Source organism: Candidatus Amarolinea dominans, from assembly GCA_016719785.1.
Lineage (GTDB): Bacteria > Chloroflexota > Anaerolineae > SSC4 > Amarolineaceae > Amarolinea > Amarolinea dominans.
Map to the genome: position 1 here is coordinate 117648 of JADJYJ010000001.1, position 23482 is coordinate 141129.

General features: G+C 63.0%; 23 protein-coding genes and 1 pseudogene. 10 read left to right on the forward strand and 14 right to left on the reverse strand.

Going from position 1 to position 23482, the window contains the following annotated elements; all coding sequences use genetic code 11:
- Positions 1 to 15: 15 nt before the first annotated feature.
- The 3 genes and pseudogenes from era to IPM84_00560 form a co-directional block, all read right to left on the reverse strand.
- Positions 16 to 947: pseudogene (gene era, locus IPM84_00550) on the reverse strand (GTPase Era).
- A gap of 55 nt (positions 948 to 1002) precedes the next feature.
- A complete protein-coding gene (locus tag IPM84_00555) occupies positions 1003 to 1743 on the reverse strand; it encodes a queuosine precursor transporter (GenBank protein ID MBK9091284.1) in 741 nt (246 codons plus the stop codon).
- A 25-nt stretch (positions 1744 to 1768) separates the two neighbouring features.
- Entirely contained in the window at positions 1769 to 2218 is a 450-nt protein-coding gene (locus IPM84_00560) for a phosphopantetheine adenylyltransferase (protein MBK9091285.1), read from the reverse strand.
- Between the two features lie 421 nt (positions 2219 to 2639).
- Between IPM84_00560 and IPM84_00565 the strand changes: the two genes are divergently transcribed.
- The 7 genes from IPM84_00565 (at position 2640) to IPM84_00595 (ending at position 8742) form a co-directional block, all read left to right on the forward strand.
- Positions 2640 to 3560 (forward strand): cellulase family glycosylhydrolase, encoded by a 921-nt coding sequence (locus IPM84_00565; GenBank protein MBK9091286.1) that lies wholly within the window; start codon positions 2640 to 2642, stop codon positions 3558 to 3560.
- Entirely contained in the window at positions 3557 to 3721 is a 165-nt protein-coding gene (locus tag IPM84_00570; protein MBK9091287.1) for a hypothetical protein, read from the forward strand. Before IPM84_00565 ends, IPM84_00570 begins: the two co-directional genes overlap by 4 nt.
- Entirely contained in the window at positions 3703 to 4050 is a 348-nt protein-coding gene (locus tag IPM84_00575) for a hypothetical protein (protein ID MBK9091288.1), read from the forward strand. Before IPM84_00570 ends, IPM84_00575 begins: the two co-directional genes overlap by 19 nt.
- 8 nt (positions 4051 to 4058) lie before the next feature.
- Positions 4059 to 4622: a hypothetical protein gene (locus IPM84_00580; protein ID MBK9091289.1), complete on the forward strand. Its 564-nt coding sequence runs from the start codon at positions 4059 to 4061 to the stop codon at positions 4620 to 4622.
- A 38-nt stretch (positions 4623 to 4660) separates the two neighbouring features.
- On the forward strand, positions 4661 to 5122 hold the full coding sequence (locus IPM84_00585) for a YqhA family protein (GenBank protein ID MBK9091290.1): 462 nt from the start codon (positions 4661 to 4663) through the stop codon (positions 5120 to 5122).
- Between the two features lie 137 nt (positions 5123 to 5259).
- Positions 5260 to 6144: a Dam family site-specific DNA-(adenine-N6)-methyltransferase gene (locus IPM84_00590; protein MBK9091291.1), complete on the forward strand. Its 885-nt coding sequence runs from the start codon at positions 5260 to 5262 to the stop codon at positions 6142 to 6144.
- Between the two features lie 87 nt (positions 6145 to 6231).
- Positions 6232 to 8742: a M28 family peptidase gene (locus IPM84_00595; GenBank protein MBK9091292.1), complete on the forward strand. Its 2511-nt coding sequence runs from the start codon at positions 6232 to 6234 to the stop codon at positions 8740 to 8742.
- 166 nt (positions 8743 to 8908) lie between these two features.
- Here IPM84_00595 and IPM84_00600 read toward each other — a convergent pair whose 3' ends face one another.
- On the reverse strand, positions 8909 to 9220 hold the full coding sequence (locus IPM84_00600; GenBank protein ID MBK9091293.1) for a hypothetical protein: 312 nt from the start codon (positions 9218 to 9220) through the stop codon (positions 8909 to 8911).
- A 66-nt stretch (positions 9221 to 9286) separates the two neighbouring features.
- Positions 9287 to 9772, reverse strand: a complete 486-nt coding sequence (locus IPM84_00605; protein MBK9091294.1) for a PaaI family thioesterase — start codon at positions 9770 to 9772, stop codon at positions 9287 to 9289.
- A gap of 242 nt (positions 9773 to 10014) precedes the next feature.
- Here IPM84_00605 and nadC point away from each other — a divergent pair, with 242 nt between their 5' ends.
- Genes nadC through nadB form a run of 3 tightly spaced genes read left to right on the forward strand, consistent with a single transcriptional unit; the run spans position 10015 to position 13532 of the window.
- Positions 10015 to 10887, forward strand: coding sequence for a carboxylating nicotinate-nucleotide diphosphorylase (nadC, locus tag IPM84_00610; protein MBK9091295.1), 873 nt, complete (start codon positions 10015 to 10017; stop codon positions 10885 to 10887).
- A gap of 29 nt (positions 10888 to 10916) precedes the next feature.
- The gene (gene nadA / locus IPM84_00615; GenBank protein MBK9091296.1) at positions 10917 to 11960 is read left to right on the forward strand and encodes a quinolinate synthase NadA; all 1044 of its coding nucleotides are present in this window, start codon (positions 10917 to 10919) and stop codon (positions 11958 to 11960) included.
- Between the two features lie 3 nt (positions 11961 to 11963).
- Positions 11964 to 13532, forward strand: coding sequence for an L-aspartate oxidase (gene nadB / locus IPM84_00620; protein MBK9091297.1), 1569 nt, complete (start codon positions 11964 to 11966; stop codon positions 13530 to 13532).
- A gap of 2 nt (positions 13533 to 13534) precedes the next feature.
- On the opposite strand, the gene IPM84_00625 is transcribed toward nadB, so the two are convergent.
- The 9 genes from IPM84_00625 to IPM84_00665 all read right to left on the reverse strand — a co-directional run bounded on the left by IPM84_00625 (position 13535) and on the right by IPM84_00665 (position 23401).
- Complete coding sequence (locus IPM84_00625) at positions 13535 to 14542, reverse strand: branched-chain amino acid ABC transporter permease (GenBank protein ID MBK9091298.1); 1008 nt, start codon at positions 14540 to 14542, stop codon at positions 13535 to 13537.
- Positions 14543 to 14602: 60 nt separating this feature from the next.
- A complete protein-coding gene (locus IPM84_00630) occupies positions 14603 to 15988 on the reverse strand; it encodes a branched-chain amino acid ABC transporter permease (GenBank protein MBK9091299.1) in 1386 nt (461 codons plus the stop codon).
- Positions 15989 to 16016: 28 nt separating this feature from the next.
- A complete protein-coding gene (locus IPM84_00635) occupies positions 16017 to 16748 on the reverse strand; it encodes an ABC transporter ATP-binding protein (GenBank protein MBK9091300.1) in 732 nt (243 codons plus the stop codon).
- Positions 16749 to 16780: 32 nt separating this feature from the next.
- Positions 16781 to 17560 (reverse strand): ABC transporter ATP-binding protein, encoded by a 780-nt coding sequence (locus tag IPM84_00640; GenBank protein ID MBK9091301.1) that lies wholly within the window; start codon positions 17558 to 17560, stop codon positions 16781 to 16783.
- Positions 17561 to 17734: 174 nt separating this feature from the next.
- Positions 17735 to 19048 carry an ABC transporter substrate-binding protein gene (locus tag IPM84_00645; protein MBK9091302.1) on the reverse strand — a complete coding sequence of 438 codons (1314 nt, stop codon included), beginning with the start codon at positions 19046 to 19048 and terminating at the stop codon, positions 17735 to 17737.
- Between the two features lie 114 nt (positions 19049 to 19162).
- Complete coding sequence (locus IPM84_00650; protein MBK9091303.1) at positions 19163 to 19963, reverse strand: alpha/beta fold hydrolase; 801 nt, start codon at positions 19961 to 19963, stop codon at positions 19163 to 19165.
- A gap of 50 nt (positions 19964 to 20013) precedes the next feature.
- Positions 20014 to 20805: an alpha/beta hydrolase gene (locus IPM84_00655; protein MBK9091304.1), complete on the reverse strand. Its 792-nt coding sequence runs from the start codon at positions 20803 to 20805 to the stop codon at positions 20014 to 20016.
- Positions 20796 to 21524 (reverse strand): HAD hydrolase-like protein, encoded by a 729-nt coding sequence (locus IPM84_00660; protein ID MBK9091305.1) that lies wholly within the window; start codon positions 21522 to 21524, stop codon positions 20796 to 20798. Before IPM84_00660 ends, IPM84_00655 begins: the two co-directional genes overlap by 10 nt.
- A gap of 182 nt (positions 21525 to 21706) precedes the next feature.
- Complete coding sequence (locus IPM84_00665; GenBank protein MBK9091306.1) at positions 21707 to 23401, reverse strand: AMP-binding protein; 1695 nt, start codon at positions 23399 to 23401, stop codon at positions 21707 to 21709.
- Between the last annotated feature and the right edge of the window lie 81 nt (positions 23402 to 23482).

The window sequence follows — 23482 nt, forward strand, 5'->3', positions numbered from 1 at the left end:
CTTCACCTCTTCACTTTACTCGGCGGCGTAACCAAAGCGGCGCAGATAGGTCAGATCGCGGCGCCAGTGCGGAACGACCTTGACCCACAACTCCAAATAGACCTTGGTCTCAAGCATCTCTTCGATACCCACACGAGCCTGTTGGCCGATCTGTTTCAACATGCGCCCGCCCAGGCCGAGTACGATGCCCTTCTGCGACTCGCGCCCACGTAGACGGTGGCCGCGATGTAGGTCATCTCCGGCCCGCGCGTCTTGAACTCATCCACCACGACCGCGACGGCATGCGGCACTTCCTCGCGCAGATGATGAATCACCGCTTCGCGTACTAACTCCGCGGCAATGAAACGCTCCTGCACGTCGGTCACCTGATCGGCCGGGTAGTAGGGTGGGCTGAGCGGCAGCAAAGGCCGCAGCACGGCAATCAAGTCATCTATGCCCTGGCCCCTGGCGGCCGCCAACGTCACTAGCGCCGTAGGTGCGACCAGGGCACTGAACACAGCCTGGCGTTCAGCCAACGTAGACGCATTGACCAGGTCAACCTTGTTGCAGCCGATCACCACGGGGCGGCCGGCGGCTTTTTGGGCCAGGAGGAGTGCAATCTGTTCATCCTCGGCAAAGGGCGGCTCTGCGATATCCACAATCCACAGAATCACGTCGGCGTCGGGCAGCGCCATGACCGCCTGCTGCACCATGTATTCGCCCAGCTTGTGGCGTGGGCGATGAATGCCAGGGGTATCCACGAAGACGATCTGGGCCTCGGCCAGCGTCAGAATACCCAGCAAACGGCTGCGGGTGGTCTGCGGCTTGGGCGCGGTAATGGCGATCTTCTGGCCCAAAATGGCATTGAGCAGCGTTGATTTACCCACATTGGGGCGACCAATGATCGCTACAAACCCGGCGCGGTGTTCAGGCGCCGCGCTGCTGTGGTCATGCCCGGCTGTTTCCACGGGCAACGGTTGCTTGTCGGCGTCGCTTTGATTCTGGCTCACAGATTACGTCCCATCATCCAGCCTGTGCTTCGAGATGAAATGGGTTGAAATTGGTGTTGATGTCGTAATAGTCCTCGTTTTCCAGGCGCTTGAGCAGGCTGACGATTTGGTAGGTCAACGGCGTGAAGAGCACCTCGATGCCCACCTTGAAAAGATAGTTAGTGACCACCAGGGTCAGTGCGATGGCCCAGGGAAAGACTCCGGCCAGGCAGGCGATGGCCACGAAGAGCAGCGAGTCAACGCCTTCGCCGATCAACGTGGAGCCAATCGTGCGTAGCCACAGCCAGCGCCCGTGAGTCAGCACCTTGAGGCGCGCCAGGGTGTAAGAGTTAGAGAATTCGCCGGCAAAATAAGCGAGCAGGCTGGCCACAATGATCCCTCCGCTGCTCACGCCGCCGAGGATGGCATCGTACGCGCCCTGACCCACGCTCTGCTGCCAAAGTGCTTCGCCGGGCATACGGCTCACCAGCCACAGGGTGGCACTCAGCAACGCCGCGGCGCCGAAGCCCACCCAGATCACACGCCGGGAGCGCTGGTAGCCATAGACTTCGGTGAGCACGTCGCCGAAGATATAGGAAATGGGGAAGAGCAGCGTGCCGGCATCGAAGGCCAACGGCAACCCGCCCAGCCACGCCGGCAGGGAAACGCCCCAATCTACGATTTTGGCTGAAGAAGCGATGTTGCTGGTCAGCAAAACGGTGACAAAGAGCACCATGACCAGGTCCAAGAAACGATACGTCCGTGCAAAAGTCATGCCAACATCCTATGCCGATCTGTCCCTAGCTGACCAGGTGTCCATATTCATCAATTTCCCCCGCCCAGATGCGTGTGCTGCTGATGGGATGGCCGTCTTCGGCCAACACCCAGGCAATCTCAGCGATGCGCAGCGGGGGCTTGCCTGCCTCGCGGCGTTTGATGTTGATGCGTTGAGCGCCGACCAGTGTCTCTGGCGAGACGACAAGCAGGTCATAATCCTCACTCACGGTGTGCCCGTACGTGTCATGCAGGGGGGCAATCGTCACCGGGAGATCGGGAGTCAGGGTACGCACAAAGTCCAAAACACCCTCGACCCGCTCGGCGAAAGGAGCAATGGGGTGCTGTTTGCCCTGCACCATGCTGTTGACCGTGACGCCAATGACTAATTCGGTGGCCTGACTGGTTGCGTAGCGCAGCAGTGCCCGGTGGCCGTCATGCAGCGGAGAGAAAGTCCCGCCGAGTACCACTCGCATCTGTTAGTTCACCTCACTTTCAGCCCTGCAGCCGGCCATCCGTTCACACAACCTGACACCGGGATGCGGCATAAGCGGTCTGCTCGCTGCCAGGGGCGAATCCAGGCGTAAGTGCGGAGATTTTACTCGATTTAGATGCAAATGACAATTGCGACTCACGAGATTTGACTACTTACTGAAGGGGCAGAACGGCTCGATGGACATTTTGTCAGCAACCTGTTAGGGTTGCGCGGCGGGCGGCTGTGTTATACTGTCAACATGTTATTTGGATCTTATGAGTTGAATTTTTGTACAGGCAGCGAGGGTTAGACCGCCAAGACGCGAAGGTCGCGAAGTTTTTTTCTTGGCGCTCTTGGCGTCTTCGCGGTTCCTGTCTCTCTGTTTGGTTCCGGCATGCCCGGGTTAGGAGACGATCACCAACTTGCTCGAACTCAGAAATTTGTCCCAATTCTGCGCTCTGCTCCTCATTCTTACGGCTGCAGCCAACGTCTCTCCTCGCCTGCAGACTTCCGAAACTGCCCGGCAAGCGCCAACGATGACCGCCAGCGCTGCGGGCGCTGACGTGCCGACCGGGGAAACAAGGATCGCCGGCCGCCAGGCGCTGCCGATTTGGCCGGCGGGGCCGCTATCGCCCGCCTTTTTTGGTATGCACATTCAGCGGCCGGACATTGCCTGGCCGAAAGTGAACGGCGGCCTGGGCGCGGTGCGCATCTGGGACGCCGGCGCACAGTGGGCTGACATCGCCCCGGCCAAGGGGGTTTTCAACTGGGATGCGCTGGATGCCCATGTCAGCCGGGCGCGAGCCAACGGCGCCGATGTCATCATGAACCTGGGGCGCACGCCGCGTTGGGCCAGCGCCCGGCCAGCTGAGCCGAGCGCGTATGGCCCCGGCCAGGCCGCGGAGCCGGCGCTCGATCAGTACTGGCAGGATTGGGTACGCGCGGTTGCGACCCGTTACCAGGGCAAAATTCGCTATTGGGAGGTTTGGAATGAGCCAAACGACACGGCGTTCTTTTCGGGCAGCGCCGAGAAACTGGTTGACCTGGCGCGCCAGGCCTACTTCATCCTGAAGACGAGCGATCCAGACAACCAGGTGCTCAGCCCCAGCCCCTACAATGTCAACTATCTCGATTACTACCTGTCGCTGGGCGGCGGTGACTATGCCGACGTGATCGGTTACCATTTCTACCTGGCCGAAGCGCCGGAGGCGCTGGCGACCTGGTATATTCCGAGCGTCCGGGCCGTCCTGACGCAGCGTGGTCAGGCGGACAAGCCGCTGTGGAACAGCGAGGGCGGTTATCTGCGGCCCGCAGGTGCCCGGCCCCAAGACGCTGAGCGATGAGACGGGCGCGGCCTACCTGGCGTGCTTATCTGCTCAACTGGGCGGGCGGCGTCAGCCGGTTCTATTTCTATGCCTGGGACAACCACACAGCGACCAACATCGAATTGACCGCGGCCGACAACACGACCTTGACCGCGCCGGCGTGGCCTACCGCGAGCTGAGCGGCTGGCTGCTGGGCGCACAACTGAGCGAACTGCGCGTGGATGAGGCCGGCGTCTGGATCCTCGCCTTCGATCATCCAACTCACGGCCAGGCGTACATCGTCTGGCATCCAACCGAAACGATCGTGTTCGACTTGCCCGCGGCGTGGCAGGTGCAGGCCATGCGCTCCCTGGCTGGCGCCCACATGAGCCTGAGCGGGCAAAGCCAGCTCGCGGTGGGGCCTGCTCCCTTGCTGCTGGAATCGTCCCCGGTACACAGCCTGTACCTGCCGACCGTCAGCGGGCCGACGCAATCAGGGGCTTTGGGCTGCCAGGAATGGGGGAGATGACAGGCGAGATGTTGACAAGATGGGTGAAAGCGGCGGCTCTCATGGTGGGGCCTGTGCTCTGGCTGGCGCTGCCCTGGGTTTTGACTGCCTGCCAGGCGTCGCCGGCGCCAGCGGTCGTGACAGCCACGCCGAGCCGGCCCGATGCGCAGATTGCAGTGACGCAGACGCCCACGCAAACCGTGTTGGAGGTGGTCAGCCAGGGCGGTATTGGCGCAGCAGATGTCGAGATGGGGCCGGGTGCGCGGCCTCCGCGCCTGGTCATTCGCCTGCACCTGGCGGGTTTGGAGCAATTTCGCCTGATCTACGGCGACACGATCATCACGGCCGCGGTGGCGAGCGTGGGCCAGCCCATCGTCAGGCAGCAGCGCAGCCTGCTCAGCGCGCCGGCGACCGAAGAAACGCTGACGGACGCCAGCCGCTTCTGGCTGCCGCTGCGCCTGGTGACCGACACGGCGACCGCGGCCCAGATTCCCCTGGAAAACGGCGCCTTCGAACTGGAGCTTTCGCCCGATTTCTGGGCCAGGGACTACCGCAGCTTTCATTTCGAGTGGATAGATTTTTTCCGCGGATAAGCAAATTTAGTATAATAGCCGCATCGAGGTACATCAATATGCTGGCCAAACTACTGCAAAGCGTGCGCTACGTAAACCTGGTGGGAGTGGTCGCCCTGCTGCTGGCGGCGATGGCGGCCCTGGGCTGGGCGTCACTCAAATCGTTGACCACCATCATGCTCATCATCAACAGCGGCGCCCAGGACGCCAAGATTCCCATCGCCCTCATCGAGGTGGTGGACAGTTTCTTGATCACCACGGCGCTCTTCGTCTTTGCCTTCAGCCTGTATGAACTGTTCATCGGCGGGCTGAAGGTGCCGGGCTGGATGCTGGCGCATAACCTGCAAGAGCTGAAAGCGAAGCTGAGCGGCGTCATCGTGCTGGTCATCGTGGTCAAATTCGTCGAACGCCTGGTCAAGTGGGAAAATCCCAGCGACACCCTCTTCTTTGGTCTCGCGGTTGCCGTCGTGTCGGCCGTCCTGATTGCCTTGACGAACGTGGGCGCCAGCGGCAAGGATTAGTGACGATCCCGAACTGCAACAGACGAATTCAAGAAGTAGAGGAACGATGCAGGCGTGTGGCTTCTACCCATTCGGAGACTAATAGCGGCAGCCGCTCGATCACCTCATAGCCAAAAAGAGCTTCATCGAGATAACCCATGCAAAAGCAATTTAGTTTGTTCGATAACATCCCCGTTGCCCCGGTTCCGCCGTTCACGAGGCAGTTGCTCAAATGGGTCGGAAACAAGCAGCGCTTTGCGCACGAGATTGCTTCGTATTTCCCGGCTGAACTCGGAACCTATTTCGAACCGTTCCTCGGCAGCGGCGCTGTCTTGGGAACGCTTGCTCCGCGCCGAGCGGTGGCATCCGATGTTTTTCGCCCATTGATGGAAATCTGGCGGACCTTGCACAACGATCCGGCCTTATTGAAACATTGGTACGCTGAACGTTGGCAACAGATGGCAAACGGCAACAAGGTTGAAAAATACGAACGAATCAAAGCCGCGTATAATGCCAACCCCAACGGTGCGGATTTGTTGTTTCTGTGCCGATCATGCTATGGGGGCGTCGTGCGTTTTCGTCAAGCTGATGGGTATATGTCTACGTCATGTGGGATTCACACCCCCATTCCTCCAGCTAAGTTTGCACAAAGGGTGAATGAATGGCAGCGCCGCACTGCCGCGACCCGATTCCTGGTCATGGATTATTGTGAAGCGATGGATTTGGCACAGGCAGGCGATATGGTTTACTGCGACCCGCCCTACACGCACAGCCAGTCCATTCTATACGGCGCGCAATCATTTGACCTGCTTCGTCTGTTCAAGGCGATTCATCGTTGCAAGCAAAGAGGCGCCTATGTGGCACTCAGTATTGATGGGACCAAGCGTTCTGGCGATACGATTTGCGACATTCCCCTGCCAGATGGTCTGTTCGAGCGCGAGGTGTTCGTCAATTGCGGGCCTTCGATGCTCAGGCGATTTCAGATGAACGGGCAAACGCTGGAAGGGGAGATGGTGGCGGATCGGCTGCTGCTGACATACTGACGAGATAATGGGCGACAATGGCCGTGGAGTCGGTACAGCGAGCCAGGTCTGGCCATTGATGCAAGCAGGCGACAGGAGGACTTTCGGATGAAATGCTCAACATCTTCGACGCGGAGACTGTCAGCCGCCCTGGCCGTGATCTTCCTGGCCGCGCTCTGGCTGCCGCAAGCGCCGGCGCAGGCCGCCAACCGCCGCCTGGATGGCGTACTCGGCCCGCAGTTGTTCCGCATCGGGACCCCGCCAGCGCGCCAGGCCGAACTGGCCGCAGCCGGGCTGGTGCTGCACACCCGGCTGGCTGACGGCGCCTTTCTCGCCAGCGGCCCCGCCGCGGCCGCGGCCGCGTTGCAGACCGCGGGCCTGGCCTTCGAACTCCTGGCGACCGACACCGGCGGTCAGGTCTACTACCTGGTGGATGCGCAGGCGCCAGACGCCGCGGTCCTGGCCGGCCAGTTCGGCCATATCCTCTATCAGGATGCGTTCGATCTGCTGGTGGCCGTGCCGTCTACCGCCGAACAGGCCTTCGTCGAAACGCTGCCGGCGCAGGGGGTGGCGATCGTCCTCGTCTCCAGCAGCCCGTTCTTCGCAGAGACCGGCGCCGGTCTGCCCTCGCCGCCTGCCAGCACCGACCCGGTCATCGTCGCGCTGTTGAACCAACTCACGACCGCGGCCCTGTCGGACCGCATCGCCGACCTGAGCGGCGTGCGTCCTGTCGTCATCGGCGGCAGCAGCGTGACGTTGACCACGCGCTACACCTTGGCCAGCCGTATCCGCGACGCGGAAGCCTATCTCCTGCAGGCCTACCAGCAGATGGGGCTGCCGGCCAGCTATGCCAGTTGGACGTACGGCTCCTACAGTGGGCGCAATGTCATTGCCGACATCCGCGGCGTGACTCATCCTGAGCGCCTGTGGCTGGTGGGCGGGCATTTCGACAGCATCTCCGAGATTCCCTACACCACCGCGCCGGGCGCGGACGACAACGGTTCGGGCACGGCATCCACGCTCGTATTGGCCAACCTCCTGCGCGGCCAGCAGTTCAGCGACACGATTCGCTTCGTCCATTTTTCGGGCGAGGAACAGGGGCATTGGGGCAGTCAGGTCTACGCCGCGGCGCTGCGCAATGCCGGCAGCCAGGTGATGGGCTACATTGATCTCGACATGATCGGCTACGATGGCAACGATGACCGCGTGATCGAGCTGCACAGCGGCGCCGGCAGCAGTTCGATCGGCCTGGCGAACGCGTTCATCTCGGCCAACAGCCGCTACGGCCAGGGCCTGACGGTGGAGCTGAAAACGAGCAGCGCCAGCCGTTTCTCGGACCATGCCTCGTTCTGGGACAAGGGCTACGCTGCGACCCTGGCGATCGAGAACTTTTTCGACGACAGCCGCCCGCGGGACCGCAACCCGTGGTATCACAACAGCGGCGATACGCTGAGCCGGGTTGATCTGGATTACGTGCTGCGCTACGCACGCACGACGCTGGCCTCACTGGCCGAATTGGCCGGCATCGTCAGCGGCCCTACGCCCACACCGACGGCCACGCGCACCAGCACACCGACCGCTACGAATACGCCCACGCGCACCAGCACGCCGACCGCTACGAACACGCCCACGCGCACCAGTACGCCGACGCCGACCGCCACGCGCACCAGCACGCCGACCGCCACGCCCATCCCCGGCGGCTGCACGAATCTGCTGGTCAACGGCGATTTCGAGGGCAGCAGCGGCTGGGCGTTCGGCTCGACTGCGCGGCCGGCCGCCTATGTGACATCGCCGATCTACAGCGGCGCGCGCGCCCTGCGCCTGGGCATTGCGCCCGGCACGGCCAACGCCACCGCGCACTCCTCCGCCTATCAAACCGTGGTCATTCCAGCCTGGCCTACGGGCGTTTTCCTGCACTTTTGGCAGCGGCCCGGCGGCGGTGAAGCAGCCGATTACCGCGAAGTGCTGCTGCTCAACACCAGCTACGGCCTGGTAGCCACCATCGAACGCAGTTCGGCCGTGGGCAACGATCAATGGCAGGAGAAGACCTTCGACCTGACCGCGTATCGCAACCGCACGTTGGTGCTCTATTTCAACGTCTACAACAACGGCGGCGGCAATCTGACCCGGAACTACCTGGATGATGCGGCGCTGTTGGCCTGCGTGCCTACGCCAACGCCGACCCTGACGCCCACGGCCACAGCCACGCCGACCGCAACGCCCACGCCTACCCCGTCGCCCACGCCGACCGATATTCCGACGCCGACCGATATTCCGACGCCGACCGATATTCCGACGCCGACCGAGACGCCAACGCCCATGCCAACCGAAACGCCGGTGGACACGCCCACGCCGACCGGACACCCACGCCGGGGCCACCACGAACGCCCACGCCGGACGATGGCACGCCCACGCCGACAGATACGCCGACGCCGGACGACGGCACACCAACGCCCACACCCACGCCGGGTGACGCCTCACCGACGCCCACAGTCACGCCCACGCCGGGCGAGGCTACACCCACGCCAACGCCAACCGACACACCCACGCCGGGCGAGGCCACGCCAACGCCCACAGAAACCCCGCCCACACTGCCCCCGCGTCAATTCCTGCCGCTGATCGTGTGGCAGATGGCCGCCTGAACAAAAACACTGGGATCAAGAAATACTAAGCCGTACCGCCAGTCAGGTAAAAGCCGGTCTGTTGCCCGGCAACCAGCTGAAGCACTTCGTCTTGCAGAGGATAGAGTTGCGTCAGGTAAAATTCGCGACTCGCAATTTTCTGACTAGTCAAGCGATGGTTTGTCATTGAGTAGGTCTGGATGTTTCAGAGAAATCCAATCGGTCAGGAAGTCGAGTCCGCGCTGAACTTCCAGCATGCGCACCCGTGAACGCCACCGCGGCCATCCTTCGACGATCGCCTTGTAGCCAAGTAAATGAATCATCTCATCATACGGGGCATACTCGATCAAACGTAGAGCGGCCCAATCACGGTTCAGGCGCCCAATCTCCAACGTGCCGTTGAGAATGCCCTGAAATTCTTCGTGCGTGATATTGTGATCCCACAGATAAGGAGGCCGTAGATAGCGGAATGTCATTCGCTCATCTACAGGCTGCGAGGATTTGGTCGGGTGTATAGTCGTTGACGCCGTCATGAGGGTGTCCTATTTTGTGTTCGCCATGTCATCCGGCATCTGCACGGCGACGACTTCGCCGCGTACGCACAGTTGGCCGGCTGCGTAGAGTTGAACGCTGACGATGGTCTTGCGGCCTTTGATCTCTTTGACCTGGGCGCGCAGGGTCAACGGGCCGGCCAGGGGCGTGGGGCGCAGGTAATCCACGTGCAGCGAGCCGGTGACATAGCGGAAGGGCGGCTCGGTATCCATGTCGCGCCCGGCCGCGCGGTAGGCCGCGGCGGCCGCGGTGCCGGTAGCGTGGCAGTCCACCAACGAGGCCAACAGACCGCCATAGACGTATCCGGGCACGGCCGTGTGCTCCGGTCGCGGCTGAAACGTGCAGACCGTCTCATCGCCATCCCAGTAGCTCTTGATCTGCAAGCCGGTTTCATTCAGCCGGCCGCAGCCGTAACAGTAACTGGTGTGATCGGGGTAAAAATCTTGAAAAGCTCGTCTCAAAATCGGTTCCTTCATCGTGCAAACTCAACTATACGATCCTCGAGATGAGTCGCGGCATAAACGAGCGCCTGACGAATATCTTCATCATCCAGTTCGGGATAATCCCAAACACTATTTTACCCTGATGGACGCGACTGCGCCAATCACGTTGGGGCGCGTGACTTGGCATTGCGGGGCGAACGGTGGTAAACTGACCAGCAGCCAGGGGGCGAAATGGGGGCTGAGATGAGGGCTGAAATCAAGGAGAGAGAGCGATCATGAAGTTGAAACCGTTTGATTTCACCACGGACGCGGCGCAGGCGGGGATCGCGCAGATCGTCTCCCGAGGCCTGGCCGAGGATGTGGGCGACGGCGATGTGACATCGCTGCTCACCGTGCCTGAAAATGCACTGGTGGACGGAGATTTCATCGCCAAGGAGGCGGGCGTGGTGGCCGGCCTGGCCGTGGTGATCCAGGTCTTCGCGCAGGTGAGCGACCAGGTGCAGGTGACGCCCCTGCTTGCCGATGGCGAGCGCGTGGCGGTGCGCCAGGTGATTGCGACGATCCGCGGCGACGGTCGCGCCATTCTCACCGGCGAGCGCGTGGCCTTGAACTTCTTGCAGCGCATGTCGGGCATTGCCACGGCCACACGGCGCTATGTGGATGCCGTGCAGGGCACGCGCGCGGTCATCCTCGACACACGCAAGACCGCGCCGGGGCTGCGCGTGCTGGACAAATGGGCGGTGCGCCTGGGCGGCGGGCAGAATCACCGTTTTGGCCTGTACGATATGGCGATGATCAAGGATAACCACATCGCGGCCGTGGGCAGCCTGACCGCGGCCGTGCAGCGCGTGCGCCAGGGCGATGCGCGCCAGCGGCCCATCGAGGTGGAGGTGACCACGCTGGCGCAACTGGCCGAGGCGTTGCAGCAGCCGGTGGACCGCATTCTGTTGGATAACATGCCGCCGGAGCAGATGGCCGTCGCGGTGCAAATGACGGCCGGCCGCATCCCGCTGGAAGCCTCGGGCAACGTGAATCTGAACACGGTGACGGCCATTGCCGCGACCGGCGTAGATTACATCTCGATCGGCGCGCTGACCCATTCGGTCAAGGCGCTCGATATTAGCCTGGATTTGAGGGATAGCACATGACCACACTACAACGAGTGGATCGTTCCCGCATGACCGTGGACGATATTCTTGCCGACCTGCAGGCCAAAATTGGCGACTATACGCCGGCGTTCGAGCTGCGCCTGCAAGCAGAGCTGGCCTATGAGATCGGCCAGCTCAAGCGCCAGCGCAACGCGGTCATCCTGGGACACAATTACATGGAGCCGGCGCTGTTTCATTCGGTGCCCGATTTTGTGGGCGATTCGCTGGACTTGAGCCGCAAGGCCGCTCAGACCGAGAAGGACATCATCGTCTTTTGCGGCGTCAGGTTCATGGCCGAAACGGCCAAAATCCTCAACCCGACGCGCACCGTGCTGATTCCGTCGCTCGAGGCGGGTTGTTCGCTGGCGGCCAGCATCACCGCCGCGGACGTGCGCGCGCTCAAGGCCCGCTTTCCCGGCGTGCCGGTGGTGACCTATGTCAACACCTATGCCGATGTCAAGGCGGAGAGCGATATCTGTTGCACCTCGGGCAACGCGGCCGCGGTAGTGGACTCTCTGGGGGTTGACACGGTCATCTTCTTGCCCGATGAATACCTGGCGCGCAACGTGGCGCGCGACACTGGCAAGCACATCATCCTCCCGACGCTGCTGCCCGGCGGCAACATCACCTTTCAGGACACGGACGTGGACTATCAGATGATCGGCTGGCACGGCCGCTGTGAGGTGCATGAGCAGTTCACGGTGAGTGACATTGATGCGGTGCGCGCGCAATTCCCCGATGTGGTCATCCTGGCGCACCCCGAATGCAGCCCGGAGGTGGTGGCCGCGTCGGACTTCTCCGGCAGCACCAACACCATGATTCGCTACGTGGAGCAGACCAAAGCCCCGCGCTATCTGCTGCTCACCGAGTGTTCGATGGGCGAAAATGTGGCCGCGGCCAATCCCGACAAGGAAATGCTGCGCCTGTGCATGGTGCGCTGCCCGCACATGAACCAGATCACGCTGCAGATGACCCGCGACGCGCTGGCGAATATCCAGTATGTCATTGACGTGCCTGAGGAGATTCGCGTGCGTGCGGCCCGCGCGGTGCAGCGCATGATTGCGATCGGATAATCCATGAACGATTACCTGGAAACGGACGTTCTGATTCTCGGCAGCGGCATTGCCGGCGCGACCGCGGCCCTGGAATTGGCCGATGCCGGCCTGGCGGTGACGGTGGTGACGCGTGCGCTGCAGCCGGAAGATTCCAACACCTATTGGGCGCAGGGCGGCATCATCTACCGGGGTGAGCATGACGCGCCGGCCGCGCTGGCGGCCGATATCCTGCACGCGGGCGCAGGGCACAGCTACCCTGCGGCGGTGCAGATCCTGGCCGAGGAGGGGCCGCCGGTGCTCAAGCGCGTGCTGCTGGAGCGGGTGGGGGTGCAGTTCGACCGTCATGACGACGGCGCGCTGTCGCTGGCCCTGGAGGGCGGCCATTCGATGCCGCGCATCCTGCACGTGGCCGACCACACCGGGCAGGCCATCGAGGTGGCGCTGATACGGGCGCTGACCGCACATCCCAAGGTGACGCTGCTGACCGGCCACACCGGCGTGGACCTGCTGACGCCTTCGCACCATGCCCTAAACCGCCTGGCTGTCTACGAACGGCGCTCGTGCGTGGGCGCGTACCTGTTCGAGCAGGCGACGGGCCAGGTCAAGCGCTGCCTGGCGCGCGCCACCATCCTGGCGACCGGCGGCCTGGGCCAGATTTTCCTGCGCACGACCAATCCCGCCGGCTCGCGCGGCGATGGCGTGGCGATGGCGCAGCGGGCGCAGGCGCGCGTCATCAACATGGAGTTCGTCCAGTTTCACCCGACCACCTTCTACCACGTGGCTGCGCCCAACCTGCTGATCTCAGAGGCGGTGCGCGGCGCGGGCGCACGCCTGGTGGACGCCAACGGCGAGCCGTTCATGCAACGCTATGCGCCTGAATGGAAGGATTTGGCCCCGCGTGATGTGGTGGCGCGCAGCATCCGCCAGGAGATGCTGGCGCGTGATCTGACGCATGTCTACCTCGATCTGCGTTCGACCGTGCCGGAGAGTGAAATCATGCAGCACTTCCCCACGATTCGCAGCAGTCTGTTGCCCTACGGCGTGGACATCGTCAAAGACCTGGTGCCCGTGGTGCCTGCGGCGCACTATCAGTGTGGCGGCGTGTGGGTGGACGCATGGGGCAAGACCACCATCCGCCAACTGTACGCAGTGGGTGAGGTGTCATGCACCGGAGTGCATGGCGCCAATCGCCTGGCCAGCACCTCGCTGTTGGAAGGGTTGGTGTGGGGCAGCCGGGCCGCGCACGACATCGCCCGACATCTGCCGCCTGGCCTGACGATCGCGCCGGACGGCATTCCGCCGTGGCGCGATGATGGCCTGGACGAACCGGACCCGGCGCTGATCAGCCAGGACATGAGCGCGATCAAGCATATCATGTGGAACTACGTGGGGCTGGCGCGCACCGCGCGGCGGCTGGACCGGGCGCTGAGCGAGTTGTACCATCTGGAGACTGAGATCGAGAGCTTTTACCGCACGTCACGCCTGACCGACGGCCTGATCGGTCTGCGCAATGCCGTGCGCACCGCGATCCTGGTGGCTTCGGCCGCCTGGCAGAATAAGCGCAGCATGGGCGCGCACTACCGGGAGTAGGCTCAATGGATCAATTCAAGCAGACGACGCCAGCCTTGCCGCCATTGGAACGCGTGCTGTTGCCAGGTGCCGACGATGCCGTAGGGGACGAAGAGCACGAGTAGGATGTAGATGATGCCGATGACGAGCACCGAGGCCTGACCGAAGGTGTTGGAAAGCCAGTAGCCGAGCAGTTGCAGCACGCCGGCGCCCAGGGCGGGGCCGATCAGGGTGCCCACACCGCCAATGATGGTCATCAGTAAGGCGTCAATGGTGCGGTTGATGCCCAGCAGCGAGGGCGTGGCGCTGCTGTTGAGCATGACCTGCAGGAGTCCGGCCAGCGCGGCCATCAGCCCGGCCACGATGATGGCCAGCAGCTTGAAGACCGTGGTGTTGTAACCGATCATCTGCGCACGGGCTTCGTTTTCGCGCACGGCCACGAACACCTTGCCGGTCGGCGAGTTGACGATGCGGCGCAGCGCCAGGTAGACCAGCACCAGCAGCAGCAGCGCCAGGTAATAGAAGCGCAGGCGCTCGTTGGTCGGGTCAATGAAGGCCGGCACAGCCATCCCGTGCAGCCCATCTTCCGCGCCCGTGTACGCGCGCAGGTCTGAACCGGAGGCCAGGATGGCGAAAAATTCGGCGAAGGCCAGGGTGGCCATGGCGAAATAGACCCCTTTGACCCGCAGCGAGACGATGCCCACGATCAGCCCCTGCACGATAGCCACCACGATGACCAGCAGCACGGCCAGGCCAAAGGGCCAGTGCAGGTGCTTGACCGCAATGCCGGCGGTGTAGGCCGCGGTGCCAAAGAACATGGCATGGCCGAATGAAAGAATGCCGGTGTAGCCCATCAAGATGTCGTAGCTCATGGCGTAGATCGCCATGATAAAAACCTCGATCAACAGGCTCTGCCAGAACTTGGAGCTGCCTTCGCCCACGGAGGTGCCGGTCAGCGCCGCCACCAGGTAGGGAAACAGCACCAGCCCCGCCAATACCGCCGCCCCCGCGCCCCACTGCTTGATCTTCATGCTTTGATCCCTTGATCCCTTGATCCCTTGATCCCTCGATCCCTCGATCCCTTGATCCCGTCATTCCTTCTTTCCCAACAGGCCGCTTGGTTTGACCAGCAGGATCAGGGTCATGATGAGCACGGCCGAGGCGCGGGCAATGGTGGCGCCGGCCACATTGTCGCCGATGGCGCGGGCCAGGCCGAGCACCACCGCGCCCAGGGCTGTGCCAGGATAACTACCCATGCCGCCGATGACGACCGCGATGAAACCCTGCAACTGAAATTCCAGCCCCATGTCGGTGTAGACGCCCAGGAAGGGCGCCGCGATGACGCCGCCCAACGCCGCCAACGCCGCGCCGGCCGCAAAGACCAGCGTGAACACCTGGCGCACGTTGATACCGAGCGCCTGCACCATCTCCGCGTCCTGCACGCCCGCGCGGATGATCATGCCCAGGCGTGAGCGCTGCAGCACCAGGGCCACGATGAGGGCAATGGCAAGCCCCACGACGATGATGAACAAGCGATAGGTGGGAAACGGGCGCCCCAGCATGTCAATGCGGCTGCAATGGTTGACCGCCCAGTCGAGCAGGGTGGCGGCGCGGCAGTTCTGATCGAACAGCTCGGGTCGCGCCATGCTGAAGCCGGCCGGGCCCCACAGGGCGCGCACCACCTCGTTGAGCACGAAGGCCAGGCCCAGGGTCATCAACACCTGAAAGATCGGTCGCGCATAGAGCGGGCGGATCAGGCTCCATTCGATGAGCGCGCCGAGCAGCCCGCCGCTCAGCGTACCGATGACCAGAGCCAGGGCAAAGCGCCAGTTGCTGTCGAGACCGATGATGGCCTGGCTCAGGGGCGCCTGTTGCCAGGTGATGAGCAGCGCCAGGCCCAGCAAAACCAGCGGGCCGGCCCAGACCCCCGCGGAAGCCGGGCGAGACACCTGGTTCCGGGGCCTTTCACCGCCCACGGCCGCGCTTAGCCCAAAGAACGCGCCGCTCAGCACGCCGCCCAGCAGGCGCGCCAAGCTGGCCCCGCTCTCCCATTCACGCACGCTCAGCAGCGCCACCACTACGGCCAGGACCAGGCTGACGACCGCGATGCCCCGTTTCTTGAGGAAACCGGGTATCTTGACCAATGGCGCCACGAAAAGGCCGGCCAGCAGCCCAAGCAGCAGCGGCAGCCCGGTCAGCAGCACGCCGCTGCGATCGAAGAGGGTGTAGCCGATGTACGCGCCAATCATGAAAATGGAGCCGTGCGCGAAGTTGAGAACGTCCATCAGGCCGAAGATGAGCGAAAGGCCCGACGCGACCAGGAAGTAGAGCGCAGCCAGGGTCAAGCCACTGAGCACAATGTTGGTCAGCGTTGGCACGCCGCGGGTCTGCGCAATCACAGCCAGGACAGCAATCATCAACAGCACCAACGCAACGGCGCCCCAAGAAACCCGGGTTCTCAGCGTCAAGTATTTCATGCCGGGCACCTCCTCTCAAGCTGTCATTTCAGGCAACGCCCAGGAAGCGCTGGATGAGCGCCTTGTCCTGCACCAGGTCGGCCATCAGGCCATGATGACCATTCTTGCCGTCGTCAATGATGTAGTAGCGGTCGCCCAACTGGCTGGCCATGGTGAAGTTCTGCTCCACCAGCAGCACCGTCAGATGATCGCTCAGACGCCGGATGGCTTCCATCATCTGCTCGATGATGACCGGCGCCAGGCCCTCGCTCGGCTCGTCAATCAACAGCAGGCGGTTTTCAGGCACCAGGGCGCGGGCAATGGAGAGCATCTGCTGCTGTCCGCCGGAGAGCTGCCCACCCTTGAGCTTGATCAGACGCTGCAAATCAGGAAACAGGCCAAAGATCAACTCAGCACGCCGCGCCAAGTCACCCTTGCGGCGCTCGGCCAGGCGCAGGTTCTCATCCACCGTCAGATCGCGGAAGATGGCGCGATGCTCCGGCACATAGCCTACGCCCAGGTTGGCAATATCGAACGGCTGCCAGCCCTCGATGGCCTGGCCGTCGAAGACGATGCGCCCGCTGCGCGGCGGGGTCAGGCCCATGATCGAGCGCAGAGTGGTCGTTTTGCCGGCCCCATTGCGTCCCAGCAGCACGGTGATGCTGCCCTCCGGCACCTCCAGGTCCACACCTTCCAGGATGTGAAACTGACCGATGAAGGTATGCACGGCGGAGACGCTGAGCAAGGGGGGGCCGTTTGCCTGGTTTGAGTTGGTTGCCATGTCCTGTCTCCAGACTCCAGAAACCGGGTTTCTCAGGCCGGTTTCTCGACATCCCGATAGAGGCCGCCCAGGTACGCGTGCTGGACGACTTCGTTAGCGGCAATCGCGGCCGGGGTGCCGTCGGCCAAAATTTGGCCCTGGTGCATCACGGTGATGCGATCCGAGGCGCGCATCACCACGTCCATGCGGTGCTCAACCAGCAAGACGGTCTTCTGACCCTGCATACGAATGGCGTTGATGACCTCCATCAGATGCGGCACCTGTTCCGAGGCCATGCCGGCCGTTGGCTCATCCAGCAGCAGCACGGCCGGATCGGGTGCCAGGAGAATCGCCAGCTCCAGTTTGCGCTTGTCGCCATGCGGCAGGGTACGCGCCAGCACCTGCTCCTTGCCCCCCAGCGCCACCTGCTGAATCACCTCCCCGGCGCGCGCCACGTACTGCGGAAAATGACGCGCATCCCGCCATAAAGTCAGGTTGTCGCGTCCCAGCGCCTGCACGGCCAGACGCACATTTTCAAGCACAGTCAGGTTGGGAAAGATGTTGGTGATCTGAAACGAACGCCCCAGGCCCAGGTGAACCATGCGATGCATCGGCACATGGGTGATGTCGCGTCCGCGGAAAAAGACCTGGCCGCTGGTGGGCTTGAGCGTGCCGCTGAGCAGGTTGAAGAAGGTGGTCTTGCCCGCGCCGTTCGGCCCGATGATCGAATGCAGCGATCCTGCCTGCACCTGCAGGCTGACCCCGTCCACCGCCTTGAGGCCGCCGAAGTATTTGCTGACGTTACGCGTCTCCAGGATGATATTTTCCAGCATCGTAACCTCAGTTGGGGGGAGAGAGAGCAGAGATCAGAGAGCAGAGACCAGAGACCCACGTGGAAGGCGGTTGATTTGTGGTTGAAAGTGAGGGGTGAGACCGGAGGCCGGAGAACTTCCGCCTTCCACGAAACCCGATCTCCGATCTCCGATCTCCGATCCCTGATCTCTGTCCTACTGCGCGCAGCGCTTCAGCTCGGCGGGCACGGCGCAGGGCGGCGTGGTTTCGGCCGCGCTGTATTCCTTGATCAGCTCGATGTTCTTGAACTCAGGGTCATCGGCCTTGATGATCTTGACCAGGTACAGCGGCTGTAGGGCGACGTGGTCTTCCTTGCGGAAGGTGGTGGTGCCCTTGGGGCCTTCGAAGCTCAGGCCCTCGAGCGCGGGAATCATCTTCTCGGCCGTTGCGTCGCCGCCGGTCTTTTCCAGGGCCGCCACGATGGCCTGCGCCGCGCTGAAGCCACCCTCGGTGAAGAGGTCGGGCGGGCTGTTGAAGCGCTTCATGTGTTCGGCCACCAGCCAATCGTTGGCCGCGGTCTTGGGCAGCGTATAATGGTAGACGTTGACGCCGACAACGCCAATGGCGCCGCTATAGACGGCCTTGAAGGTGGCGTTGTCGCCCACGCCGGTGGCCACGGTCATGCTGTCGAAGACGCCGGCATCGGTCATCTGCTGGAACAGCGGCAGGAAGCTGGCGCCGGCCCAGGTCACGATCAGAACCTTCGCCTTCGCGGCCAACACCTGGTTGATGTAGGACGAGAAATCGGTGGCATCGGCCGGGATGAAGATGGAGCCAACGCCTTCGGCCGTATCGTTGGCGGTGAACTGGCCGCCCTTGGCCTTGACCACCGCGTAGAAGCCGGCCGCCGAGCCGCGACCAAACGCATTATCGGGCGCAATCTGCACGAAAGGCCCCTTGTACTGCTCCACCAACGCGCCGCCCATCGTCAGCGCGTCCTGCACGCTGGTGCGGCTGGTGCGGAAGGTGAACTCGTTGAAGTTGGCGCCGGTGATGGCCGGGCTGGCCGCGGGGTTGACCATGAGGATCTTCTTGTTAGCCTTGGCCACTTCCATGATGGCCAGGGTCACCGATGAACTGGGCGCGCCCTGCAGGAGGTCCACGCCATCCTTTTCGATCAGTTCACGCGCCATCGCCGCGCCGGTCTCAGCCTTGCCGCCGGTGTCCTTGATGATGACCTCGATTGGGCGGCCAGCCACCGTCATGGTGCCCTTGGTCGCGTATTCCAGGCCCAGTTGGAAACCGTTGACCTGCTGCGTGCCGTAGAGCACCAAGCCCGAAGCCTGGTCGGTCAGGACGCCAATCTTCAGGGGCGCGCCGGCGGTCGGTTCCGGAACCTTGGTGGGGTCCGGGGCTTTGGTCGGTTCAGGGACCTTCGTTGGTTCTGGGGCTTTGGTCGGTTCCGGGGCCGTCGTGGCGGCGGGGGCGACAGTGGGCGTCGCGCCGCCGCAGGCGGTCAACGCAACCATCAACGCGATCAACAAAATGGGCAGTAATCTCTTCACGATTTTCTTCTCCTATACGAATCATATTGATCCGGCCGGCACACGGTTTCCGGTCGGAAGGGCACACAATACAGCCCTCTACCCGCGGCTTTGCTTGCGCAAGAACCCGAGCAGGATGCTGTTGAACTCGGCCGGTCGTTCCCAGAAGGTCGCGTGGCCGGCGTCACGGATCAGGTGCAGCTCTGCATTGGGGATGGCATCAGCGATCATTTGCGCAAATTCACGCGGCTTGAGCACGTCGCGCTCACCCACCACCACGCAGGTGGGCGCCTTGATCTCTGACAGGCGCTCGGTCAGGTTTAAGTCCAGGAAACAGGTGAGCAGACGGGCCACGGCCGGAAAATCGAGGCGCTGATAGCGATCATGCGCCTGCGCCAACGCGGCCGGATTGGCCCGCATCCAGGCGGGCGAGAAATTATAAGGCGTGGTGACATTGAAGAACAGATCAGGGTCACGGCGGGTAGCGGCATCGCGCCAGGCCGCAATGATGGTAGCCAGCGCACTGTCCACATGACTGGCGCTGTCGGCCACAAACAGGCTGAGGGTGCGCGCCGGGTAACGCAGGGCAAAGGTCAGGCTGATTTCCCCGCCGTATGAAATGCCGGCGATGTGCGCGCGCTGGATGCGCAGACGGTCGAGCAGGGCGGCCAGGTCATCCGCGTGTTGCTCAAAGGTGTAAGGCCCAGGCGGATGCGCCGATTGCCCCTGACCACGACAATCGTACAGGAGCACACGAAAGTACGGCTTGAGCACCGGCACCTGGTTGAACCAGCTCGAAGTAGCGGCCAGGATGCCGTTGCTGAGGACAACGACCGGGGCGTTGTCCGCCCCATGCAGTTCATAATAGAAATCAATTCCGTTGACGTTCAAGGTCGGCATGGCGGTAGGTTGATCCTCAGACACCCGCTTTGTCTCAAGAGTCGGGTTTCTTATTCGATAAACTGAACGACAGAGTCCACAAAAGCATCAGGCTGCTCGATCATGGGACAATGACCGCAGCCCCGAAAGACCTCGAGGTTGCCTGCGCCGGGAATACTCAGAAAAGTCACACGTGTCGCCTCTGCATCTACCATCATATCCTGATCGCCCCGAATTAGCAAAGTTGGCAGGTGGATATTCGGAAGCTGCGCCATCACGTTCCATTGAGCCAGGGCACGCGCCGGGCCGGTGAACGCGGCCGCTGGCATGGTCCGCGCATCATCCACCAGGCTCTGAAAGAAATCATTGGGCGGGTGGCCGGGCATCAGGCTGGCAAACGCCCGCACCAGCAGACCGCGATCGGTGCGCATCTGCACCAGGTAGGGGTATGCCTCCGCCGGCGTCACCACGCCCAGGGCCGGCGCGGTGTCAACCAGGATCAGAGAGCGCGGCCGCAGCAGGTCGCTGACGATGCCCTCCAGGGCAATGGCGCCGCCAAAGGCATGAGCCACCAGGTGGTAATCATCCAGGCCCAGGGCTTCCACGAACTGCGCCAGGTCAGCGGCCAGGCGCGGGATGGTGTAAAATGCCTCGTCATCGTCCGCGCCGGGCCGCCGTGAGCGCCCGCTGCCGCGCTGATCGGGGGCGATCAAGCGCCAGGCGGCCGGCAAACGTGACATGACCGGCTGCCACCAGCGGCTGCTCGCCAGGCTGCCATGCACGAACAGCACGGTTTCGCCCGCGTCGGCTGGCCCCTGCTCAACATAATAAAGCTCGATGTCGGGCAAGGCAATCAGCGGCATGGCGAGCCATTCGGTTTCTGGCTATCATGGAGCAGCACAGACAGCAAGGCCTCCGTATCCCGCAGGTCTTCGAACACCCAATCGGCGCCGGCCGCGGCCAGAGCATCCATGGGGTAAGGCCCTGTCGCCACGGCGACCGTGGCCGCGCCAATGGCCTGACCGCAGGCGATGTCCGCGGGCGTATCGCCGATGACCACCACCGCTTTGCCGGTGAACGACTGGCCGGTGAGCGCCGCGGCCCGTTCCACGGCCAGCCGCGGCAGCACGTTGCGATCGCCGCTGTCGGAACCGTAGCCACCCAGGCGGAACTGCGCCGGGTTGATGCCCGCGCCGCGCAGTTTGACCGGAGCCGTGGTTTCCAGGTTGCCGGTGACGAGTCCCAGCAGCGCCCGGTTGCGCGCCACGGCTGGCTGCAGCGCGGCCAGCAGTTCCAACGCGCCCGGGCAGGGATCAAGACCGCGCTCGACAATCGTCTGCTGCAGGTAGATGGGCGCCAGGCGGCAGAATTCGGGCCAGCCGGCCATGATGTCCGCTTCGCTCAGGCCGGCCGGGGTGAGCGCCTCACGCACCGCACGCCAATCGGTGGTGCCGGCCAGGGGAATCACCTCGATCTCACCGGTCATCCCGTAGGCGGCCTGCAGCGCCCGCGCCAGCGCCAGGCGCCCGGCGCCGCGCGAATTCACCAGCGTGCTGTCCACATCGAACAAAAGTAGTGACATTGATGTTCTGACCATTTTGGTAACTGCTCACCCTGCAGGCCGATTTGGACAGGATGAACAGGATGTACAGGATTCTTGCTCTGTGGTGTGCAAAACTACCGCCACGAGAGTTCGAATATCCTGTCAATCCTGTGAATCCTGTCTGAATTCCAGGCAGGCTGAGGAGTTACGGATTTTCATCTTCAGGCCGCATCGGGTCGCGCCTTGAGTTCGTGCTTCAGGATCTTGCCCGCGCCTGAGAGCGGCATGGCGTCCAGGATCACCACGCGGCGCGGGGCCTTGAAACGGGCCAGGTTGGCCTGCATGAACGCCAGTAGTTCATCTGCCGTGGCTGTGGCGCCCGGCTTGAGCGTGACGAAAGCCCGGCCCACTTCGCCCCAGCGCTCATCGGGCACACCGATCACCGCGGCCAGGGCCACGGCCGGATGGCGGTAGAGCACCGCTTCGATCTCCGCCGGATAGACATTCTCGCCGCCGGAGATGAACAGATCTTTCTTGCGCCCCACGATGAAGAAATACCACTCGGCATCGTAGCGCGCCAGGTCGCCGGTGTGAAACCAACCTTCGACATCCAGCGCGGCCGCGCTGGCCGCCTCGTCGTTGAAATAGCCGGAGGCAAAAGACGGACCTTTCAAGACCAGCTCGCCCACCTGGTCCGGGCCAAGCGGCCGATTTTCGGCGTCAACGACGCGTGCGTCCACGTAGAAATTGGGGCGACCGATGCTGCCCGCCTTGCGGATGGCATCTTCGGGCGCCAGGGCAAAGACGCCAGGGCCAAATTCGGTCATGCCAAAGCCCTGCTTGAAACGCACCTGCTTCTCCGCGGTGTATTTCTCCACCAGGGGCACGGGCAGGGGCGCGCCCCCGCTGGTGCAAAAACGCAGGGAACTCAAATCGGCCGTGGCCCAGGTGGGCGCCTGCGTCAACAATTCGTACATTGTGGGTACGCCGGCAAAAACCGTCACCCGCTCCTGTTCGATCAAGCCGAGCACCTGCGCCGGGTCGAACTGCCGCGTCAAGACGGTGGCGCCGCCCAGGATGATCTGCGGCAGAGTATACACGAAAAGACCGCCGGTGTGAAACAGGGGAAAGACATTGAGAAAGATGTCGTGATGCTGCAGGTCATGAATGACCGTGTTGAGGGTGTTCCAGGCAATCTGGCGGTGGGTGATGCGCGCGCCTTTGGCATGGCCGGTGGTGCCGCCGGTGAAGATCAGCGCGGCCGTATCTTCCGGTTCTAACGCCGGACAGGTGACCGGTTCCGGCGCCGCCTGCGCGATGATGTCCGCATACGCCTGGCGAAACTGCTCAGGCGGCGCGCCATCGCAGGCGAGCGAGGCGAGCGATCGAAATCGCGCCTGATGGGCGTCCCGCCGGGCGTCCACCTGCGTGGACGCAGTGTCGGTCGGCGCAGGCCGACCTTGCGGCGGAACGCCCGTTCGGCCCGAATTCATTCGGCTGTGGTCGGCGCCATCCAGGGGGATGAAGAAGCGCAGTTTTTCGGCGAGCGCGTCAGCCAGAGACGTCACCGTGTCGTGAAACTCGTCCGAATAGAACAGGATACGCGGGGTGGTTTCCTGCACCACCGTCAACAGTTCGCACGGGTGCAGACGCCAGTTGAACGCGGTGTGGATGGCGCCCAGCTTGCCGCAGGCAAAGAAGATGTCGAGGTGTTCCACGCCGTCACGGGCGAGGACTCCCACCCGATCCCCCTTGCGCACGCCGGCCACGCTGCGCAGCCAATGGGCCACGTTGTTGGCGCGGACGTTCAATTCGGCGTAGGTCAGCCGCAAGGCCGGCGTCTTGCCGGCATCTACGATAGCGAGGCGCGCGGGCGAATAGATCGCCCGACGGCCCAAATAATCACCGATGACCATGGGCTATGGCTCCCCTGGGAAAAATCTCGAACCGCAAGCCGCCAAACGAATTGGGAATGAATTCGGCGGTGCGATGGCAAT

What these genes read in the sequence shown, in the direction of transcription:
- IPM84_00555 (MBK9091284.1), bottom strand. Translation starts at nt 1,743, where the DNA reads ATGACTTTTGCACGGACGTATCGTTTCTTGGACCTGGTCATGGTGCTC.
- IPM84_00560 (MBK9091285.1), bottom strand. Translation starts at nt 2,218, where the DNA reads ATGCGAGTGGTACTCGGCGGGACTTTCTCTCCGCTGCATGACGGCCAC.
- IPM84_00570 (MBK9091287.1), top strand. Translation starts at nt 3,557, where the DNA reads ATGAGACGGGCGCGGCCTACCTGGCGTGCTTATCTGCTCAACTGGGCG.
- IPM84_00580 (MBK9091289.1), top strand. Translation starts at nt 4,059, where the DNA reads ATGTTGACAAGATGGGTGAAAGCGGCGGCTCTCATGGTGGGGCCTGTG.
- IPM84_00585 (MBK9091290.1), top strand. Translation starts at nt 4,661, where the DNA reads ATGCTGGCCAAACTACTGCAAAGCGTGCGCTACGTAAACCTGGTGGGA.
- IPM84_00590 (MBK9091291.1), top strand. Translation starts at nt 5,260, where the DNA reads ATGCAAAAGCAATTTAGTTTGTTCGATAACATCCCCGTTGCCCCGGTT.
- IPM84_00595 (MBK9091292.1), top strand. Translation starts at nt 6,232, where the DNA reads ATGAAATGCTCAACATCTTCGACGCGGAGACTGTCAGCCGCCCTGGCC.
- IPM84_00600 (MBK9091293.1), bottom strand. Translation starts at nt 9,220, where the DNA reads ATGACATTCCGCTATCTACGGCCTCCTTATCTGTGGGATCACAATATC.
- IPM84_00605 (MBK9091294.1), bottom strand. Translation starts at nt 9,772, where the DNA reads ATGAAGGAACCGATTTTGAGACGAGCTTTTCAAGATTTTTACCCCGAT.
- nadC (MBK9091295.1), top strand. Translation starts at nt 10,015, where the DNA reads ATGAAGTTGAAACCGTTTGATTTCACCACGGACGCGGCGCAGGCGGGG.
- nadA (MBK9091296.1), top strand. Translation starts at nt 10,917, where the DNA reads ATGACCGTGGACGATATTCTTGCCGACCTGCAGGCCAAAATTGGCGAC.
- nadB (MBK9091297.1), top strand. Translation starts at nt 11,964, where the DNA reads ATGAACGATTACCTGGAAACGGACGTTCTGATTCTCGGCAGCGGCATT.
- IPM84_00625 (MBK9091298.1), bottom strand. Translation starts at nt 14,542, where the DNA reads ATGAAGATCAAGCAGTGGGGCGCGGGGGCGGCGGTATTGGCGGGGCTG.
- IPM84_00630 (MBK9091299.1), bottom strand. Translation starts at nt 15,988, where the DNA reads ATGAAATACTTGACGCTGAGAACCCGGGTTTCTTGGGGCGCCGTTGCG.
- IPM84_00635 (MBK9091300.1), bottom strand. Translation starts at nt 16,748, where the DNA reads ATGGCAACCAACTCAAACCAGGCAAACGGCCCCCCCTTGCTCAGCGTC.
- IPM84_00640 (MBK9091301.1), bottom strand. Translation starts at nt 17,560, where the DNA reads ATGCTGGAAAATATCATCCTGGAGACGCGTAACGTCAGCAAATACTTC.
- IPM84_00645 (MBK9091302.1), bottom strand. Translation starts at nt 19,048, where the DNA reads ATGGTTGCGTTGACCGCCTGCGGCGGCGCGACGCCCACTGTCGCCCCC.
- IPM84_00650 (MBK9091303.1), bottom strand. Translation starts at nt 19,963, where the DNA reads ATGCCGACCTTGAACGTCAACGGAATTGATTTCTATTATGAACTGCAT.
- IPM84_00655 (MBK9091304.1), bottom strand. Translation starts at nt 20,805, where the DNA reads ATGCCGCTGATTGCCTTGCCCGACATCGAGCTTTATTATGTTGAGCAG.
- IPM84_00660 (MBK9091305.1), bottom strand. Translation starts at nt 21,524, where the DNA reads ATGTCACTACTTTTGTTCGATGTGGACAGCACGCTGGTGAATTCGCGC.
- IPM84_00665 (MBK9091306.1), bottom strand. Translation starts at nt 23,401, where the DNA reads ATGGTCATCGGTGATTATTTGGGCCGTCGGGCGATCTATTCGCCCGCG.